This is a genomic window from Celeribacter baekdonensis (assembly GCF_900102315.1).
Classification (GTDB): domain Bacteria; phylum Pseudomonadota; class Alphaproteobacteria; order Rhodobacterales; family Rhodobacteraceae; genus Celeribacter; species Celeribacter baekdonensis.
In genome coordinates this window covers 92,432-109,308 of the sequence record NZ_FNBL01000010.1, presented here as the reverse complement: position 1 = coordinate 109,308, position 16,877 = coordinate 92,432, and the positions used below count along the sequence as shown (strand labels likewise).

Genomic DNA, 16,877 nt, shown 5'->3' with positions numbered 1-16,877 from the left:
ATGACGGACGATACCACATTCCATCACGGCTCTGCTGTGGCATCCGCCAAGCCGATTATCGAGATGAAGAATATCGAAAAGCATTTCGGCAATATTATTGCACTCGCAGGCGTCAGCTTCGATGTGCGGCCGGGCGAATGCCATTGCCTTTTGGGCGACAATGGCGCAGGCAAATCGACCTTTATCAAAACCATGTCGGGCGTGCATAAGCCCACCAAGGGCGAGATCACCATCAACGGCAAGGCGATGGATTTCTCCAGCCCGCGCGATGCGATGGAGGCGGGGATTGCCACCGTGTTCCAGGATCTCGCGATGATCCCGCTGATGAGTGTCACGCGGAACTTCTTCATGGGTCGCGAACCGACAACGGGCCGTGGGCCGTTCAAGCGGATGGACATCAAGAAGATGAACGAGATCACCGTCAACGCGATGCGCGAGATGGGGATCAATCTGCGCGGACCGGATCAGGCGGTTGGCACGCTGTCTGGCGGCGAGCGGCAGACGGTCGCGATTGCACGGGCGGTGCATTTCGGTGCGAAAGTGCTGATTTTGGACGAGCCGACATCGGCGCTCGGCGTGCGGCAAACCTCCAATGTGCTGGCGACGATTGACCGCGTGCGCAAGCAAGGCGTGGGCGTGGTGTTCATCAGCCATAACGTGCGCCATGCTTTGGCGGTGGGGGATCGGTTTACCGTTCTCAATCGCGGCCAGACTTTGGGCACGGCAGCACGCGGCGAGATCACGCCCGAACAGTTGCAAGATCTCATGGCAGGCGGGCAAGAGCTCGCCCAGCTCGAAGGGTCTCTGGGAGGGACGGTTTGATGCAAAAGACGCTGGATCTGATTACGATCGGGCGCTCCTCCGTGGATCTTTACGGCGCGCAAATCGGTGGCCGTTTGGAAGATATGGGGAGCTTCCAGAAATATATCGGTGGCTCCCCCACCAATATGGCGGCGGGCACGGCGCGCTTGGGGCTGAAATCGGCGCTGATTACCCGTGTGGGCGATGAGCATATGGGCCGTTTCATCCGCGAGCAGTTGGTGCGCGAAGGCGTGGACCCGCGCGGGATCAAAACCGATCCGGAGCGCCTGACAGCGCTGGTGCTGCTGGGGATCCGCGATCAAGAACAGTTTCCGCTGATTTTCTACCGCGAAAACTGCGCCGATATGGCGCTTTGCGAAGACGATATTGAGGAAGATTTTGTGGCGCAATCGCGCTCGGTTGTCGCCACCGGCACGCATTTGAGTCACCCGCGCACCGAAGTGGCCGTGCTCAAAACGCTGGAGCTGGCGCGCAAACACGGTGCGCGCACCGCGCTCGATATTGATTACCGCCCCAATCTCTGGGGGCTTTCCGGCCATGGCGATGGCGAGAACCGCTTTATCGCCTCCGAGGCGGTAACGGCAAAGCTGCAAGCGACGCTGCATCATTTCGATCTGATCGTGGGCACGGAGGAAGAGTTCCACATCGCGGGCGGCACCACCGATACGATCAAGGCGCTGCGCGCGGTGCGGGCCGTATCCAAGGCCACACTGGTGTGCAAACGCGGCGCGGATGGCGCGGTGGCGTTTGAGGGTGCGATCCCCGATCACCTCGAGGACGGGCTGGGGGGCGAGGGTTTCCCGATTGAGGTCTTCAATGTGCTGGGCGCGGGAGATGGCTTCATGTCGGGCCTGCTGAAAGGCTGGCTGGACGATGAGGATTGGCCGACCGCGTTGAAATATGCCAATGCCTGTGGCGCGTTCGCCGTCTCGCGCCATGGCTGCGCGCCGGCTTACCCGTCTTGGACGGAGCTGGAGTTCTTCCTCAAACGGGGCGTGAAAGAGAAGGCCCTGCGCAAGGATGCGGCTTTGGAGCAGATCCATTGGGCCACGAACCGCAGTGGCGATTGGTCAACGATGCGGGTGTTCGCCTTTGATCACCGGATGCAGTTGGAAGCGTTGGATGGCGCCACGCCTGAAAAGATCGGCGCGTTCAAGGAGCTGTGTCTGGACGCCTGCGCGCGCGTGGCCAAAGGCCGTCAGGGCTACGGGCTATTGTGCGATCACCGTTTGGGTCGCGATGCGCTTTATAAAGCGGCGGGGCAGGGGCTTTGGATCGGTCGTCCGGTGGAATGGCCCGGATCGCGGCCGCTGGAACTGGAGCCGGAACTGGGCCCCGATTTTGGAGGGCTGTCGGAATGGCCTTTGGATCACGTGGTCAAATGCCTGTGCTTCTATCACACTGATGACACGGCCGAGATGAAAGCCCAACAGGAAGCCACCGTCTTGCGGCTGTTCACGGCGGCGCGGCGCAACCGTTTGGAATTTCTCCTCGAAGTGATCCCCTCCAAAGTTGCACAGGTGAAGGATGGAACCAATGCTGCGATCATCCGGCGGTTCTATGAATTGGGCATCTATCCCGATTGGTGGAAGCTCGAGCCGATGACATCGGATGCGGCATGGCAGCTTGCCTGCGCTGCCATCAAGGAAAATGATCCCCATGTCAGGGGCATCGTCGTGCTGGGGTTGGCGGCAGAAGAGGCCGAACTTGTGGCCAGTTTCAAAGTGGCCGCGCGCTACCCGCTTGTCAAAGGGTTTGCCGTTGGCCGCACTATTTTCGCGGAGGCGGCGGCAGCCTATATGACCGGAGATATTGCTGCTGATGTGGCCATAGCACAAATGGCACAAACCTATGCGCGGCTCTGCGCCCATTGGGACGAAGCGCGCGCGATTGCACAGGAGAAAGCCGCATGAGCACGATCCGGCTGACCGCCGCACAGGCGCTGGTCAAATATATCTCGGTCCAGTTGAACGAAGACGGGGTGCCGTTCTTGGGCGGTGTTTGGGCGATCTTCGGTCATGGAAACGTGGCAGGCTTGGGTGAGGCGCTCTATGCGTCGCGCGATGCAATCCAGACCTATCGCGGCCATAACGAGCAGACGATGTGCCACGCCGCCATTGCCTATGCCAAACAGCAGGGCCGCCGCCGCGCGATGGCGGTGACCTCTTCCATCGGGCCGGGTGCGACAAATATGGTCACCGCCGCCGCCTTGGCGCATGTGAACCGCTTGCCGCTCCTGCTGCTGCCCGGTGATGTGTTTGCCAATCGCGGACCGGATCCGGTGTTGCAACAGATCGAGGATTGGACCGACGGCACGATCAGCGCCAATGATTGCTTCAAACCTGTCGTGCGGTATTTTGATAGAATCCTGCGGCCCGAACATTTGCTGACCGCCTTGCCGCGCGCTTTTGCGACGATGACAGATCCTGCCGAGTGCGGGCCGGTGTGTCTTGCCTTCTGTCAGGATGTACAGGCCGAGGCCTATGACTACCCCAAGGCCTTCTTCGCGCCGAAGATCTGGCGTCAGCGCCGGATCGGCGCGGATGCAACCGAACTTGCCGAAGTGGCGGAGCTGATCCGCGCGGCGAAAGCGCCTGTGATCATCGCGGGCGGCGGGGTGCATTTCTCGGGCGCTGCGGCGGCGTTGCAAGCCTTCGCCGAGAGGCATGGAATTCCGGTTGTCGAGAGCCAGGCGGGCAAATCCGCGCTGGCATGGGATCATCCGCTGAACTTCGGGCCGGTGGGCGTGACGGGGGCCGCAAGCGCAAATGCGATCTGCGAGACCGCCGATCTGGTGCTGGGTGTTGGCACCCGATTTCAGGATTTCACGACGGGCTCGTGGCATCTGTTCCAGAACCCTGCGCGTAAACTCGTCAGCCTTAATGTTGCCGCCTATGACGCGGTGAAACATGGTGCGACCCCTTTGCAATGCGATGCGCTGCGGGGCTTGGGCGAGCTGACGCAGGCGCTCGGGGGCTTCAAAGCGCCTGAGGCGGACTGGACGCTGCGCGGGAAATGGTTTGCCTCGGTTGATCCGCTGACTGCGGCGCCGCAGGGCAAGGACGCGAATGCTTTGCCCACCGACCAACAGGTGATCGGCGCGGTGCAACGGGCCTCTGGCAAGGATACAGTGGTGATGTCCGCGGCGGGCACCATGCCGGGCGAGTTGCACAAGCTGTGGAAAGCGCCGCGCGCGGGCGGCTACCATATGGAATACGGCTTTAGCTGCATGGGCTATGAGGTCGCAGGCGCGATGGGGATCAAGATGGCGCAGCCCGAGCGCGATGTGATCTGTATGGTCGGTGACGGCAGCTATATGATGGCCAATTCCGAGCTGGCGACGGCGGCGATGATGGGGATTTCCTTCACCATCGTCCTCACGGACAACCGGGGCTATGGCTGCATCAACCGGCTGCAAATGGGGACGGGCGGGGCGGAGTTCAACAACCTCTTGGCCCATTCGCATATGGGGGCAAATTCCAAGATTGATTTTGCAGCGCATGCGACGGCGATGGGGGCGACAAGCCTGCATGTGACAACCATCGCGGAGCTGGAAGCCGCGCTGGCCAAGGCGCCTGAGATCAACGGCCCCTATGTCGTGGTGATCGACACCGATCCCTATCCCAATACCGCAGAGGGCGGCTGGTGGTGGGATGTCGCGGTGCCGGAAGTCTCCGAGCGGGACGCGGTGCGCGAAAAGCGCGCGGCCTACGCGGCACGGTTGCGCGCCCGCGCGATGGGCTGAGGCCTTTTCCAAAAGAACGGGTTGCGGCGGTGCGAAGCATTGCCCTCCCACCCAACCCGATCCTGCCAACCAGATTTTCGCACACAGACCCTTAACACTAGGACAAAGTCCATGATCCGTTTCGGAACAAACCCCATCGCGTGGTCCAATGATGATGACCAGACCCTCGGCGCACATATCTCGCTGGAGCAATGCCTCACGGAGGCGGGCCAGATCGGCTTCGACGGCATCGAGAACGGCCATAAGATGCCATGGGATGCGCAAGAGCTGAAAGCGGTGCTCGCGCCGCACGGGCTCGCCTTCATCTCTGCTTGGTATTCGCTCAACCTGCTGGAGCGCTCTGTCGAGGAAGAGATCGCGATGATCCAACCGCATCTCGATCGGCTCAAGGCGATGGGCTGCACGGTTTGCATCGCCTGCGAGACCTCGAACGCGATCCACGGCAATGATAATGCGCCTCTGCGGGACAGCCCCGCGCTGGCCCCAGAGCAATGGGCCGCATTCGGCGCGAAGGTCGAGGCCGTCGCCGCGCATTGTGCCGCAGAGGGCTTGCCGCTGACCTATCACCATCACATGGGCACCGTCGTCGAAACCCCTGCCGAGATCGACCTGTTCATGGACGCCACCGGCCCTGAGACGCGGCTGCTGTTCGATGCGGGGCATTTCTACTTTGGCTCGAACGGGGCCGATCCTGCGCCTTACCTGCGCAAGCACATTGACCGCGTGAGCCATTTCCACGCCAAGAACATCCGCGGCGCGATGATGGCAGAGGTCCGCGCGCAGCATCTCAGCTTTTTGGAGGGTGTGCGGCGCGGCGTCTTTACTGTTCCAGGGGATACCGAGGGCGCGGTCGATTTCCGCGACTGCCTCGGGGTTCTGGCAGAGCATGGCTATGATGGCTGGATCGTGATCGAAGCCGAGCAAGATCCCGATCAGCGCAACCCGCTCACCTATCAATCGCTGGGCCTCAAAACCCTTAAAACCCTCGCGAAAGAGGTCGGCCTGATCGGTTGATCGGCAGGCTCAAGGAAGGAGAGATTTCATGTCGGATTTGCTCAGGCGCCCGAGTGGCACCGCAGGAAAGGTGCATGACATCACCGTTGCCAGTGCCAAGGGGCCGAAAAGCCCTGATTGGGGCTATGTCGGCTTTGGTCTCTACCGCCTGAAAGCGGGTGAGAACGTGGCCGAGGAAACCGGTGACCGCGAAGTGATCTTGGTGCTTGTCGAGGGCAAGGCCGAGATCGCGGGCGGCGGCAAGGATTTTGGCGAGATGGGCGAGCGGATGAGCGTGTTCGAGAAGACACCGCCACATTGCGCCTATATCCCCAATGGCTCGGATTGGTCTGCAAAAGCCACCAGCGATTGTACTCTTGCCGTCTGCACTGCGCCGGGTCATTCGGGCCATAGAGCGCGGCGCTTGGGGCCGGAGGGGATCAGCCTGACCGAGCGCGGCAAGGGGACCAACACGCGCTATATCAACAATATCGCGATGGAAGATCGGGATGTCGCCGATAGCCTTCTGGTGACGGAGGTCTTCACCCCTTCGGGCCATTGGTCCTCCTATCCGCCGCATCGGCATGATGAGGATGACTTCCCGAATATGACCTATCTCGAGGAGACCTATTATCACCGGTTGAACCCTGATCAGGGTTATGGCCACCAGCGCGTCTGGACGGAAGATGGATCGCTGGATGAAACGATGTCGGTCTCCAGCCATGATGTGACACTTGTGCCCAAGGGCCATCATCCCTGCGGCGCGCCTTACGGCTACGAGATGTATTATCTCAACGTCATGGCCGGCCCACGCCGCAACTGGCGGTTCAAGAACCATCCCGATCACGACTGGATCGCAAGGCGCGATGCACCATGAGTGGAGAGCGCCCGACACTGCCCGTTGCTGTGCATCAGGCAGTGTTTTGCTGCTATGGGCGAGCAAGGGTTCGGCGATAGGTGACAGGCGTCGTGCCTGCCCACTGCTTGAAAGCACGGTGAAAATTCGCAGTTGAGGCAAAGCCCGTATCCTGCGCAATCGCGTTGATGCTTTTGCCTGCAGCGAGATCACGGATCGCCAGATCCCGCCGCAGCCCGTCTTTGATCGTTTGAAAAGACGTGTTTTCGGTGCTCAGCCGCCGGTTTTGCCGAGCAAGACGACGCTTCGGGGCAATACAATCCAGGGCCACGCATCTTGCTTCTTTCAGCGCAGTGCTTTGGCGGTTTGGATCTGCGCCGCGTTGCTCAGCCGGTAGTTTCCGACCTCGTAGAGCGGACTGCTCTGACTGCACATCTTGGTGTCGTCGATGGCGATATGGTCGTCTACATCGACAAGTACGAAACGTTGAAAGGGGCCCGGTTGGCTTCTTCTGTCGGGCTGCGGCGGCAGGCAGTTTCCACCGCATTGGGCAAAGCCATCCTCGCGTTGTCCGCGCCCGAACGTGTCGAAGCGTTGGTTGGACAGGGACTTGTGGCGGCGACCCCCAACTCAATCACCGATCCCGTGCAATTTCGCGCGGAACTGGACCGAGTGAAACGGCAAGGCTGGGCGATCGACGATGAGGAATGCGAAATCGGAATACGCTGCGCGGCTGCTCCAGTTTTCGATCATACTGGTCATCCAGTCGCCGCTATCAGCGCCTCCTCTATTGCCAGCCGAATCGATGATGAGGGTTTGAGAAAGCTCGCCCATGAAATCCATCTGGCAGCTCAGGGCATTTCCCGCGATTTGGGCTATGCCAGCAGTGCCCGGGGCGTGGCTTGATTGCTTGGCTGCAACATCAGCTGACTGAGATGTGACACCCCGCGGTCAGAGCGCTAATAGAGTTGATCAAGGCATGCCTGTCTATCCCGAAATGACGGTAGAGGTCGTCTATATTGCCGGATTGGCCGAAGTGCTCCACGCCATGCGCGATGGTGCGATGACCTGCAACGGAGCCAAGCCAGGACAGGGTGGCGGGATGTCCGTCTATCACCGTCACCAGCGTGCAGTCACGCGGCAGAACCTCCATCAGACGCTCAACATGGCTGCGGGCATCGGTCCGCCCGCGCGCCCGAGCACGTTGCGCAGCGGTCCAGCTTGCGTTCAGCCTGTCGGCTGACGTGACCGCGAGAACGCCGATGTCACGGCGATGTTCTGCCACGGCGCCCGCGGCTGCAATCGCCTCATCAGCCACCGCGCCCTGGTAGGCGATTACGACAGAACAATTCGGCCCGGGCTTGCGCAGCCAGTACGCGCCGTCGACGGCCCCCTGCCGAAAGTCCTCGTCGACGCGGCGTCCCGGTTGTTCAAGCGGCTTCGTCGTGAGCCGCAGGTAGACCGACCCGCCGGTTTCGTCGCGCAGCCAGGTGCGTTCGTCCGGATCGCCGCCGCCGTCGCGTTGCATGTAGTCGAAGGCCCAACTCATGATCACGGCCAGTTCATCGGCAAATGCGGGCTCAAAACTGGCCAGTCCATCCTGCGCCATGCCCGTGAGCGGCGTGCCGATGGACTGGTGGGCGCCGCCCTCTGGAGCAAGGGTGACGCCGGAGGGCGTACCCACAATCATGAACCGCGCATCCTGGTAACAGGCGTAGTTCAGGGCATCCAGACCGCGATGCACGAATGGATCGTAGACCGTACCGATGGGTATCAGCCGCTTGCCAAACAGGCTGTGCGAAAGACCTGCCGCACCGAGCAGCAAGAACAGGTTCATCTCGGCAATGCCCAGTTCCAGATGCTGGCCTTCCGGGGTGAATTCCCACCGCGCGGTCGAAGGTATCCGATGCTCGATGAAAGCATCTTTCTGCACCTGCCGTGCGAACAGCTTGCGACGATTGACCCAAGGGCCAAGGCTGGTGGTACCGGTCACGTCGGGCGAAGTCGTCAGAATACGGTCTGCGAGAGGCCCCCCCGATTTGCCGATGCCATCAAGGATCTTGCCGAAGGCCATCTGGGTGGAGATTTCCCGGTCGCTGTCAACGGCTATTTCGGGCACCGGGAGCCTGTCATCAGACAACCGCCTCGGTCCTTGGGCGAAGAAGGGAACGGTCGCGAGAAAATCCCGCATTGCGGCGCGATCCGGCACCGCAGCCATCGGGTCCCACTCCTGCCCCGGCTGGATGCCCATGTGTTCCCGCCACGCGGCAAATTGTGCAGAAGTCATTAGCCCGCCGTGGTTGTCCTTGTGGCCGGCGATCGGCGTGCCCCAGCCCTTCACGGTATAGGCCAGGATGCAGGTCGGCCGGTCATGGTCGATGCCGTCGTAAACCTCAGCCATCGTGTGCACGCAGTTTCCGCCGAGGTTCTCCATTAGCGTGGCCAGTTCCGCGTCGTTGCGCTTTTCAATCAGCGCTGTCACGTCCCCCTGATCGCCCATATCGTCCATCAACCGCCTGCGCCAGACTGCGCCGCCCATATAAGTGAGCGCGGCGTATTCCTGATTGGGGCAAGCGTCTATCCAGTCGCGCAGCCGTAGCCCGCCCGGTTCCGCGAAGGCCGCCCGCTGCAAGGCGCCATGTTTGACTCGCACGACGTCCCAGCCGAAGGCATCAAATATCTTCTCGATCCGGGCGAACAGACCTTCGCGCACGATTCCGTCCAGCGACTGACGGTTATAGTCGATGATCCACCAGCAATTGCGGAGGTTGTTCTTCCATCCCTCTTGCAGGGCTTCGTAGATGTTTCCCTCGTCCAGCTCCGCGTCGCCTACCAGCGCTACCATACGTCCCAGAGGGGCAGTCTTAGCCCAGGTTCGGGCAGCAACGTAGTCCTGGACCAACGAAGCAAAGGCCGTGATCGCCACGCCAAGACCGACCGAACCCGTGGAAAAATCCACGTCGTCAGTGTCTTTTGTCCGCGAGGGATAGCTCTGAACCCCGCCGATTCCGCGAAACGCGGCCATTTGCTCCTGCGTCTGGTTGCCCATGAGGTACTGGATTGCATGATATACCGGGGCGGCGTGAGGTTTGACCGCAACGCGGTCTTGGGGGCGCAGTGTATGGAAGTAGAGCGCCGTCATGATCGAAACCATCGAAGCTGAGCTGGCTTGGTGACCCCCGGTCTTGATCCCGTCGATCTTAGGCCGAACGTGGTTCGCATGGTGGACCATCCAGTGCGACAGCCAAAGCAGCCGCTGTTCGACTATTTTGAGGTGATGTGAATCGATGGTCATCCGCTCCTCCTAGGTTTCCATAGATTACACCATTGATCGTGCGAATTGCCTGCGATATCTTCAACTTTAATCGAGGTATTCGCAGAAATCCGGCGCATAACTTGGAAATAGTGAAGGAAAACGGCGTTGGCGATCGATGAGCTAGACAGAAAGATTCTGCGCGTCCTTAGTGTGGACGCCCGAGTGTCGCACCAAGATCTGGCAGAGCGGGTGGGCTTGTCGCCCACTCCCTGTGCACGGCGTATTCGCAAACTCGAGGCGGATCAGATCATCACGGGCTACGGCGCGCGGATCGATGCTGGGAAGCTAGGCTTCGGCTTTAGTGTTTTTGTTTCCGTGAAACTGGACCAGCAGGTGGAAAATCGCCTCGTCGAGTTCGAAAAGACGATCCGGGATTGCCCCGAAATTGTGGATTGCTGGCTGATGACGGGAAGTTTCGACTATCTCATGCTCGTGCTCGTAAGTGACCTTGCCGAGTATGAACAGTTCCTGACCCGCCGGCTAACCCGGATGCCTGGCGTGGCGTCGATCGAATCGTCGGTGCCGATCCGTCGTGTAAAGGAGCAGGCCGCCCGCCTTCGGTAGGCTGATTTCGCGGCTCTTGGTGACATCATGGGACGTTTCTAACCCCGGCGCGGGTTTTGGCGGCGGCCACTTCGGCGGCGCGTCCGGACCTCGCAATGATGGCGGCGGTTTCCGGTGCAGCTTGCACCTGCCGAGTATGAAAGGCCTCGAGCGCTTCAATAAGTCGTCCGCCCCTATTCAGTCGCTGGTCAGCAAGTGTGATCAAGAGGGAACTGGGCCACGCTATCGGGCGGATTGAGAGGATTTGATCGAAGATCGCGGTCTCCGAGCGCGCAGGCTCATGCGCTGCCAGCATGATGGCAGCGGCGGCTGCCGAACGCGAGATGCCCATTGTACAGTGAACGAGCACCGTGCCACGGGGCAGGTGGCGGCGACCAAGCGCGATGATCGCGTCAACGTGTTCCATTCTTGGCAAATCGATTCCCGGCTCGAGGGCGATCCTGTCATGAAACTCTAGTTCCGAGACATCGTTCCGCCCGTTCAGTGGCAGCGGCCGAGCGGTTGCAGGATCGCGGATCGACAGCACATGAACGGGCGCGTGTACGAGGAAAGTCTCGACTTCGTCGAAGGCACAAATTTGGATGGACATCGGGGCTATGTTCTCCTTTGGGACGGTCAACTCAGGAAGTTGCCGCCGTCGACGTTCCAAGTCTGACCAACGACATAGCTCGCTCGGTCGGATATGAGGAATACGACGACTTCGGCTACTTCTTCGGGGGTAGCGAAGCGGGCAATCGGGATCATCGCGGCAACCGAGCGGGTCTTGTCCCCAAGCGATTGCCCGTCTCGCGCGGCGAAGCTTGCGTCAACTTGCGTCCACATGGGCGTATCAATGTTTCCTGGGGCCACGGCGTTGACCCGGATACCGCGGCCGATCAGGTCCAGCGCCGCCGATTGGGTAAGGCTGATCACCGAGGCCTTGGTCGCCGCGTAAAATGGCGATGCCGCCTCGCCCCGGCGTCCGGCCTGCGAGGCAAGAGTGACGATGGCGCCCGGCCTGCCGTGCCTAATCATCAGGCGCGCGGTGGCCTGAAGGGTAAAGAAGCATCCTTCGACGTTGACCGCGAAAAGCCGTGCAAAGGAAGCCCTGTCCGCTTCGAGAACGCCCCCCATCTCCCAAATTCCAGCGGACTGAACCAGCGCGTCGGGAACCAGGCCATCGGTTTCGAGGCAATCAACCAGTGACTCGATAGAAGTGGGATCGGTCACGTCCAGTTCGAGCGCCGAGGCGTGGGGCAACTCCCCTGCCACGGCCTGCGCCCCGCCAAGATCACGGTCCGCCACAATAACGAAAGCCCCGTTCAATGCCGCGCACCGGGCGATGACTGCCCCAATACCGCTAGCGCCGCCGGCAACGAGGACCCGCTTGCCCGCGAGATCACCAGACAGTGTAGCCTCCGTCGGCCAGCACAATCGATCCCGTCATCAGACTGGAGGCATCAGAGGCAAGGAATAGAACGACCGAGGCGATTTCAGACGGATTGCCAAAGCGCGCCATCGGGATATTTCCGAGCCAGATGCCGGACGTCACCTTGTCGTTTTTCAATGCAAAGGCGTTCATTGGCGTTTCAATGAAACCGGGGGCAACGGCATTGACCCGTACGCCATTCGGAGCCCATTCGGCGGCAAGCGACTTTGTCGCGTGATGAACTGCCGCTTTCGAGGCGTTGTAGTGCACGTTCTTCTGCGGCCGGACTGCAATTTCCCCTGCCATTGAGCCCATATTGACTATCGCTCCCTTGCCTCGTGACACCATTCCACGCCCGAAAGCCTGGGCACACCAGAAAACCGCGTTGAGGTTGATCGCAATGACCTGGTTCCATTCCTCTTCCGAGATGTCCTCGGCGGCAGTCTGTCGACCGATTCCAGCATTGTTCACAAGGATATCAATCGCGCCCAGCCGGTCTGCCAGGGCGTTCACCGCCTTGCAATCGGTCAGATCGACCTTTTCGAAGCTGACCGGTTGCCCGGCAAGGCGCTCCTGCGCTGCGGTTAGACTGTCCTCGGCGAAATCGACGATGACGACTTCGGCGCCAGCTTCCAAAAGCGCATCGACGCAGGCGGCTCCGATCCCGCCAGCCCCGCCCGTGACCACGGCGCGCCGTCCGTCCAGTCGAAAGTTCTGTAGATAACTCATGGGTTTCCTCCGCTTGCATTCAGGGCCAGAGCGGCAGCTCCGATCAGCCCGGCATTGTCGCCCAATAGAGCGGGCACGATAACGACATCTCTGTACGGAGGCATGGCCTCGGCGCGGTATGCGCGCAGAATTTCGTCCTCCAAGAGTTCGAAGGCATGGCTGACCCCGCCGCCCATAATGATCCGCTCTGGCCCATAAAGATGAGCCAGGCTGGCGAAGCCTTGGCCCAGCAGGCGGGCCTCTTCAGCAAGAAGCGCGAGGCAGCTCGCGTCGCCCTGCAGCGCGCCTTCGACGGCATCGCGGGCCTCGACCTCACGACCGGTAATCCGGCCCAGATGGCCGGACGTCTCGGTATTGGCCTGCACGCGGGCGCGGCGGCCAAGGGCCGTACCGGCGACGAAGGCTTCAAAACAACCGGTTCGACCACACGAGCATGTCGGACCGTTCTCTGCGATACGGAAGTGTCCGACATGCGCGCCCATACCACGACGGCCATGCACAAGCCGCCCGTCCATGACAACGCCGCCCCCCACGCCGGTCGACACGGTGACATAGACGAGGTGGCGCAGCCCGCGGCCCGCGCCATGCTGCCATTCACCTTGAGCCGCTGCGATACCATCGTTTTCGACTGCGGCAGGCAAACCGAACGTCTCTCCCAAGCGAGTACGCAAAGGAAAACCGTCCCAGCCGGGAAGCGTCGGAATATGATCGACGACGCCGGCATCAGTATCGAGAGGCCCGGGCGCCGCAAGCCCGACTGCCGCGGGTGCGATGCCGCCCGTTACCTTGTTGGCAAGATTCACGAATTGACGCATGACCGCCTCAGGTCCGCCAGCCACGTCGGTGCGAAGGGCTTCTCGGCGGACCACCGCGCCATCCTGCACCAGCGCGGCCCGGACCTGCGTCCCGCCAAGGTCGAAACCGAGTGCCGCTGGCATCTCAGCCGCCAATCTTTTGGCCGTGGACCCAGGCCATCCGCGCCGCAAGGTCTGGTGCATTGAAGGCGAGCGATCCCATGACGATGGTTTCGGCTCCGTGCGCCGCAAGACCCGGAACGGTGTGATCGCGAATGGCACCGTCTGCCGCGAGGACCACATTGCGTCCGGCGATCAACGCGCGCGCTTCGGCCAGGCGCGGTTCGGCTTCTGGGTCGAGCCCCTGGCCCTTGACCCCGATCCGCGTCCCCAGAAGCGTCAGCATCGCGATCCTGTCGAGCCATTGGGCCGCTTCGGATACGGGCGTGAACAGCTGTAGAACGATCCCGGCCTTGACTCCATGGCTCTCGATCCGCGCCAATGCGGCTTCGGGATCGCCGTTTTCGGCATGGACCGAGATAAGGTCGGCACCAGCTTCGGCAAACTGGTCGATCTGGTTGAGCAGGATATCATCTGTCGCCATCAGATGGACATGGAACGGCCTCGCAGTCCGCTTGCGGCAGGCCGCTACGAGGTCGGGGAAATAGAGCAGGGCGGGTGAGAAATGCCCATCGGCGACATCGATGTGGTAGAGGTCGACATATGGATCGACTCGGTCGATCTCGGCGCCGATATTCAGAAGATCGGCCGACCAGAGCGAGTATTCGGCCATCAGTCGATGGCGGGGCAGGGTGTCAAGCCAGTTGGCAGCGGGCGTCATGTCAGAGACCTTTCAGGAAGGCGGCCAGTGCCGCACGGAAATCGTTGCGATAGACTTCGGGGTGGTCGGCCTTGGGCGTGATTCGGGCGAGCCTCGCGCCCGGGATGGCGCGGACCAGGTCCTCTGCCAGGCCGAGAGGGTGCACGTGATCTCGCTCATGGCCAATCACCAGGACTGGCAGGTTCAGGGCCGAAAGATCGGATTCGTTGACCCCCGGTCCATCCATTGAAATCTGCCGCAGCAGCGCAGAGGTGACACGCCTCGGTTCACGGGAGAAGAATCCACGCAGCGAGGCGAGGTTGTCCGGCGCAGATGAGGCCAGCATCCGCGCCGTATTTGTTTCGTCGAACTCGCCCACCGACTCGCCGCGCGCAAGCATCTCGCCCACCTCGGCGTTGGGAGCCATATTGGCTGGCGCGGCCTCAGTTCCCCAGGCGGGGCGAGCCAGGACCAGCGCGTGCATCAGGTCGGGGCGCCTTACAGCGAGCCGGAGCGAAATCGCCGCCCCCATGGAGATGCCGCCAACGACCGGCCGGATGCCCTTTCGCAAGATCACGTTGGCAAGGTCATCGGTGAACTGTGCCAGTGACAGCCGTTCGAGCGGCCCGGCCTCGGAAAGTCCGTGGCCGCGACATTCCAGCGTCAGACGACGCACGCCATCGGGCACCACCTGTGCCGCCTGGGTGCGATCTCCGCAGAGCCCGTGCTGAAAGATCAGATCCGGCCCGTCACCGCCGATATCGAGGTTCAGTCGTACGCCATCTGCGGTGATGAAAGTCATGCCAGCCCCCGCAGGAAAGTAGCGACACCGGGGGCTTCCGCCGCCGCCAGACCATGGGTGACCAGCGGCCCGTCAAATCCCGCCGCCTTCAGACGGGAGATAAAATCGGCAAAATCTACCACACCCGTTCCAGCGGTGGCAAAACTTCCATCGGCGTGGCGATCCTTGGCGTGCGCCATTACAATGTGCCCGCCCAGCAGATCAATGGCTTTGGCGGTAATGCGACGGCGTTCCTCCGGTGCGGCGACCTCGCAGAGGTTGGCAGGGTCGAGCACGATACGGATGCGGTCGCTCTGCGCCTCCCGGATCAGGCGGTGCGCAGCCTCGGCACTGTCAATTACGTTGGCCAATTCCGGCTCGACACCCAGAAGAAGATCATGGCGTTCGGCGATGGCGATGAGCGCCTCGAACTCCGACATCATGGTGTTCCAGGAGGCGGCAGAGCGGTTTTCGGGGTGGTCCCGCCACTGGTCTTGTGCGTCGGCGCTGCCAGTGCAGAGCGTCATCAGCCGCGTGCCCATGGTGTGCGCTTGTGCTGCAATCGCCGTGAAGCTTGCCCGACCTGCAGCCCGCTTGTCGAGGTCGGGATGAATCATGTTGTAGGTTGCGGACAGAGCCGCAATGCCAACGCCGGTGTCCTGCGATGCAGACCGGACGGCCCCAGATGCAGCATCCGGTACTTCGGGGGGTAGTGATCCGATGCCGGAGCAGGCCATGTTGTATTGTACGGAGTCGTAGCCAGCGCCGCGCGCGGCCTCCAACACAGTCATCGGCGTGGCCCCGGCAAATGTCTTGGCAAAAATTCCGAGTTGCATCATAGCCCCCCTGACACATCGGCTAGCTTCACCGCCTGCCCGCTTGCCACCGATTGGGCGATTGCCACCATGCCGCGCACCGAGGCTACCCCGTCGTCAATATTCGCGCCGACCATTGGCGCGTTTTTCAGAACGACGTCCGAGAGGGCTTCGAGCTGACGTCGATAGAAATGTCCGTCCGCACCGAGAACCCGTGTCGTCGTTCCAGTTTTTTCACGGAAGACATCGACGTCTGACGATTTGAACAGCCACGGGTTGTAGGTCTTGCCGAGGATTGAACCGTGCTCGCCATAGACCTGGAAGCCCTCGTGCCAATCCATCCGCACCGAGACCGTAAGGTCGAGATGGCCGATGACGCCATTGGCAAAGGCTACATCTATGAACCAGCAATACGCGCCGTAACGATTGCGAAGACGGGCCTCGACCTCGACGATCTCGCCCGCAAAATGCCGGGCGGTATCCAACAAATGGCTGCCATGCGCGAGCATGTAGTAGCGTTCGAGGTCGGCCTTCGGATTGACTGGTGGCTTCTTGGCTTTGGCGGATTTCACCATCAGCGGCTGAACCGCATCCGTAACCGCATAGCGATGGGTGCTATCACAGTACCAGACTTTCAAAGCCAGCATTTCGCCCATTTCCTGGTCGATGAACGCTTTGGCGCTCTGGATACCCGGATCGAAGCGCTTCATGTTGCCGACCTGGAGAACCTTACCCGACGCCTCGACCTCGGACCGAAGCTCTTCCACCTCTTCGACGGAAATGCCCAAGGGCTTTTCGCAAAGGACATGCTTGCCCGCCCGCAGCGCGGAAATGGAGGCCTGAACGTGGAAGGCGTCAGTTGTGGCGATGACCACGGCATCAAGTTCAGGATCGGCCAGCATTTCCTCGTAATTGGCGAAGCTGTTCTTCGGCGCGTGGGTCGCGGCCATCCGCTCGCGCAGGTCGTCTGCCAGGTCGCATATTGCATAGAGCTCGGCGTTCTTCGCCTTGGCCGCGCTTTCGAAATGCGCTGCTTGGGCAATCGGCCCGCAGCCGAGGATGCCTATGTTCAGCTTTCTGTTGTTGGTTGTCATGTATCTGCTCTCTGTCGTCTAACGAATCGCGTTCTAAGGCAGTTTTGCACAGCGTCGCGACTGCTTCAATTATTAACTTTACTAAAGTAACAAATTAAACAGAATCATTAGAATGAGTTTCTTCCGTTGAGGAAGGAATT

17 protein-coding genes are annotated in these 16,877 nt (G+C 61.1%); 7 read left to right on the top strand and 10 right to left on the bottom strand.

The features are described from left to right. The 5 genes from BLT54_RS15810 to iolB all read left to right on the top strand — a co-directional run bounded on the left by BLT54_RS15810 (position 1) and on the right by iolB (position 6,437). Positions 1 to 822, top strand: a complete 822-nt coding sequence (locus BLT54_RS15810) for an ATP-binding cassette domain-containing protein (RefSeq protein ID WP_074646264.1) — start codon at positions 1 to 3, stop codon at positions 820 to 822. After that, positions 822 to 2,735, top strand: a complete 1,914-nt coding sequence (locus tag BLT54_RS15805) for a bifunctional 5-dehydro-2-deoxygluconokinase/5-dehydro-2-deoxyphosphogluconate aldolase (RefSeq protein ID WP_074646263.1) — start codon at positions 822 to 824, stop codon at positions 2,733 to 2,735. The genes BLT54_RS15810 and BLT54_RS15805 overlap by 1 nt, the downstream gene beginning before the upstream one ends. Then, the gene (gene iolD, locus BLT54_RS15800) at positions 2,732 to 4,567 is read left to right on the top strand and encodes a 3D-(3,5/4)-trihydroxycyclohexane-1,2-dione acylhydrolase (decyclizing) (RefSeq protein WP_074646262.1); all 1,836 of its coding nucleotides are present in this window, start codon (positions 2,732 to 2,734) and stop codon (positions 4,565 to 4,567) included. The genes BLT54_RS15805 and iolD overlap by 4 nt, the downstream gene beginning before the upstream one ends. Positions 4,568 to 4,678: 111 nt before the next feature. Next, positions 4,679 to 5,581 (top strand): myo-inosose-2 dehydratase, encoded by a 903-nt coding sequence (gene iolE / locus BLT54_RS15795; RefSeq protein WP_074646261.1) that lies wholly within the window; start codon positions 4,679 to 4,681, stop codon positions 5,579 to 5,581. A 28-nt stretch (positions 5,582 to 5,609) separates the two neighbouring features. Beyond that, on the top strand, positions 5,610 to 6,437 hold the full coding sequence (gene iolB, locus BLT54_RS15790; protein WP_074646260.1) for a 5-deoxy-glucuronate isomerase: 828 nt from the start codon (positions 5,610 to 5,612) through the stop codon (positions 6,435 to 6,437). A gap of 52 nt (positions 6,438 to 6,489) precedes the next feature. Here iolB and BLT54_RS22845 read toward each other — a convergent pair whose 3' ends face one another. Then, positions 6,490 to 6,747, bottom strand: a complete 258-nt coding sequence (locus BLT54_RS22845) for a helix-turn-helix domain-containing protein (protein WP_245708024.1) — start codon at positions 6,745 to 6,747, stop codon at positions 6,490 to 6,492. A 5-nt stretch (positions 6,748 to 6,752) separates the two neighbouring features. Between BLT54_RS22845 and BLT54_RS15780 the strand changes: the two genes are divergently transcribed. Then, the gene (locus BLT54_RS15780) at positions 6,753 to 7,322 is read left to right on the top strand and encodes an IclR family transcriptional regulator (RefSeq protein WP_245708023.1); all 570 of its coding nucleotides are present in this window, start codon (positions 6,753 to 6,755) and stop codon (positions 7,320 to 7,322) included. A 16-nt stretch (positions 7,323 to 7,338) separates the two neighbouring features. On the opposite strand, the gene BLT54_RS15775 is transcribed toward BLT54_RS15780, so the two are convergent. Further along, a complete protein-coding gene (locus BLT54_RS15775) occupies positions 7,339 to 9,711 on the bottom strand; it encodes a transketolase-like TK C-terminal-containing protein (RefSeq protein ID WP_074646258.1) in 2,373 nt (790 codons plus the stop codon). 132 nt (positions 9,712 to 9,843) lie between these two features. Here BLT54_RS15775 and BLT54_RS15770 point away from each other — a divergent pair, with 132 nt between their 5' ends. Further along, entirely contained in the window at positions 9,844 to 10,296 is a 453-nt protein-coding gene (locus tag BLT54_RS15770) for an Lrp/AsnC family transcriptional regulator (protein ID WP_083351862.1), read from the top strand. 25 nt (positions 10,297 to 10,321) lie between these two features. Here BLT54_RS15770 and BLT54_RS15765 read toward each other — a convergent pair whose 3' ends face one another. The 8 genes from BLT54_RS15765 to BLT54_RS15730 are packed head-to-tail and all read right to left on the bottom strand — an operon-like array spanning position 10,322 to position 16,737. Then, the gene (locus tag BLT54_RS15765; protein WP_074646256.1) at positions 10,322 to 10,885 is read right to left on the bottom strand and encodes a dual specificity protein phosphatase family protein; all 564 of its coding nucleotides are present in this window, start codon (positions 10,883 to 10,885) and stop codon (positions 10,322 to 10,324) included. A 26-nt stretch (positions 10,886 to 10,911) separates the two neighbouring features. After that, on the bottom strand, positions 10,912 to 11,709 hold the full coding sequence (locus BLT54_RS15760) for an SDR family oxidoreductase (RefSeq protein ID WP_218129399.1): 798 nt from the start codon (positions 11,707 to 11,709) through the stop codon (positions 10,912 to 10,914). Further along, positions 11,675 to 12,433 carry an SDR family NAD(P)-dependent oxidoreductase gene (locus tag BLT54_RS15755; RefSeq protein ID WP_074646255.1) on the bottom strand — a complete coding sequence of 253 codons (759 nt, stop codon included), beginning with the start codon at positions 12,431 to 12,433 and terminating at the stop codon, positions 11,675 to 11,677. Before BLT54_RS15755 ends, BLT54_RS15760 begins: the two co-directional genes overlap by 35 nt. Next, the gene (locus BLT54_RS15750; RefSeq protein WP_074646254.1) at positions 12,430 to 13,371 is read right to left on the bottom strand and encodes an ROK family protein; all 942 of its coding nucleotides are present in this window, start codon (positions 13,369 to 13,371) and stop codon (positions 12,430 to 12,432) included. The genes BLT54_RS15755 and BLT54_RS15750 overlap by 4 nt, the downstream gene beginning before the upstream one ends. Before the next feature lies 1 nt (position 13,372). Then, positions 13,373 to 14,068 (bottom strand): ribulose-phosphate 3-epimerase, encoded by a 696-nt coding sequence (locus BLT54_RS15745; RefSeq protein ID WP_074646253.1) that lies wholly within the window; start codon positions 14,066 to 14,068, stop codon positions 13,373 to 13,375. A 1-nt stretch (position 14,069) separates the two neighbouring features. Beyond that, entirely contained in the window at positions 14,070 to 14,849 is a 780-nt protein-coding gene (locus tag BLT54_RS15740) for an alpha/beta fold hydrolase (protein WP_074646252.1), read from the bottom strand. Next, positions 14,846 to 15,664, bottom strand: coding sequence for a sugar phosphate isomerase/epimerase family protein (locus BLT54_RS15735; RefSeq protein WP_074646251.1), 819 nt, complete (start codon positions 15,662 to 15,664; stop codon positions 14,846 to 14,848). The genes BLT54_RS15740 and BLT54_RS15735 overlap by 4 nt, the downstream gene beginning before the upstream one ends. Then, complete coding sequence (locus tag BLT54_RS15730) at positions 15,664 to 16,737, bottom strand: Gfo/Idh/MocA family protein (RefSeq protein ID WP_074646250.1); 1,074 nt, start codon at positions 16,735 to 16,737, stop codon at positions 15,664 to 15,666. The genes BLT54_RS15735 and BLT54_RS15730 overlap by 1 nt, the downstream gene beginning before the upstream one ends. Positions 16,738 to 16,877 lie beyond the last annotated feature (140 nt).

Bases quoted from the DNA above. Each gene is read 5' to 3' on its own strand.
- BLT54_RS15810 (WP_074646264.1), top strand. From the start codon at position 1: ATGACGGACGATACCACATTCCATCACGGCTCTGCTGTGGCATCCGCC.
- BLT54_RS15805 (WP_074646263.1), top strand. From the start codon at position 822: ATGCAAAAGACGCTGGATCTGATTACGATCGGGCGCTCCTCCGTGGAT.
- iolD (WP_074646262.1), top strand. From the start codon at position 2,732: ATGAGCACGATCCGGCTGACCGCCGCACAGGCGCTGGTCAAATATATC.
- iolE (WP_074646261.1), top strand. From the start codon at position 4,679: ATGATCCGTTTCGGAACAAACCCCATCGCGTGGTCCAATGATGATGAC.
- iolB (WP_074646260.1), top strand. From the start codon at position 5,610: ATGTCGGATTTGCTCAGGCGCCCGAGTGGCACCGCAGGAAAGGTGCAT.
- BLT54_RS15775 (WP_074646258.1), bottom strand. From the start codon at position 9,711: ATGACCATCGATTCACATCACCTCAAAATAGTCGAACAGCGGCTGCTT.
- BLT54_RS15765 (WP_074646256.1), bottom strand. From the start codon at position 10,885: ATGTCCATCCAAATTTGTGCCTTCGACGAAGTCGAGACTTTCCTCGTA.
- BLT54_RS15755 (WP_074646255.1), bottom strand. From the start codon at position 12,433: ATGAGTTATCTACAGAACTTTCGACTGGACGGACGGCGCGCCGTGGTC.
- BLT54_RS15750 (WP_074646254.1), bottom strand. From the start codon at position 13,371: ATGCCAGCGGCACTCGGTTTCGACCTTGGCGGGACGCAGGTCCGGGCC.
- BLT54_RS15745 (WP_074646253.1), bottom strand. From the start codon at position 14,068: ATGACGCCCGCTGCCAACTGGCTTGACACCCTGCCCCGCCATCGACTG.
- BLT54_RS15740 (WP_074646252.1), bottom strand. From the start codon at position 14,849: ATGACTTTCATCACCGCAGATGGCGTACGACTGAACCTCGATATCGGC.
- BLT54_RS15735 (WP_074646251.1), bottom strand. From the start codon at position 15,664: ATGCAACTCGGAATTTTTGCCAAGACATTTGCCGGGGCCACGCCGATG.
- BLT54_RS15730 (WP_074646250.1), bottom strand. From the start codon at position 16,737: ATGACAACCAACAACAGAAAGCTGAACATAGGCATCCTCGGCTGCGGG.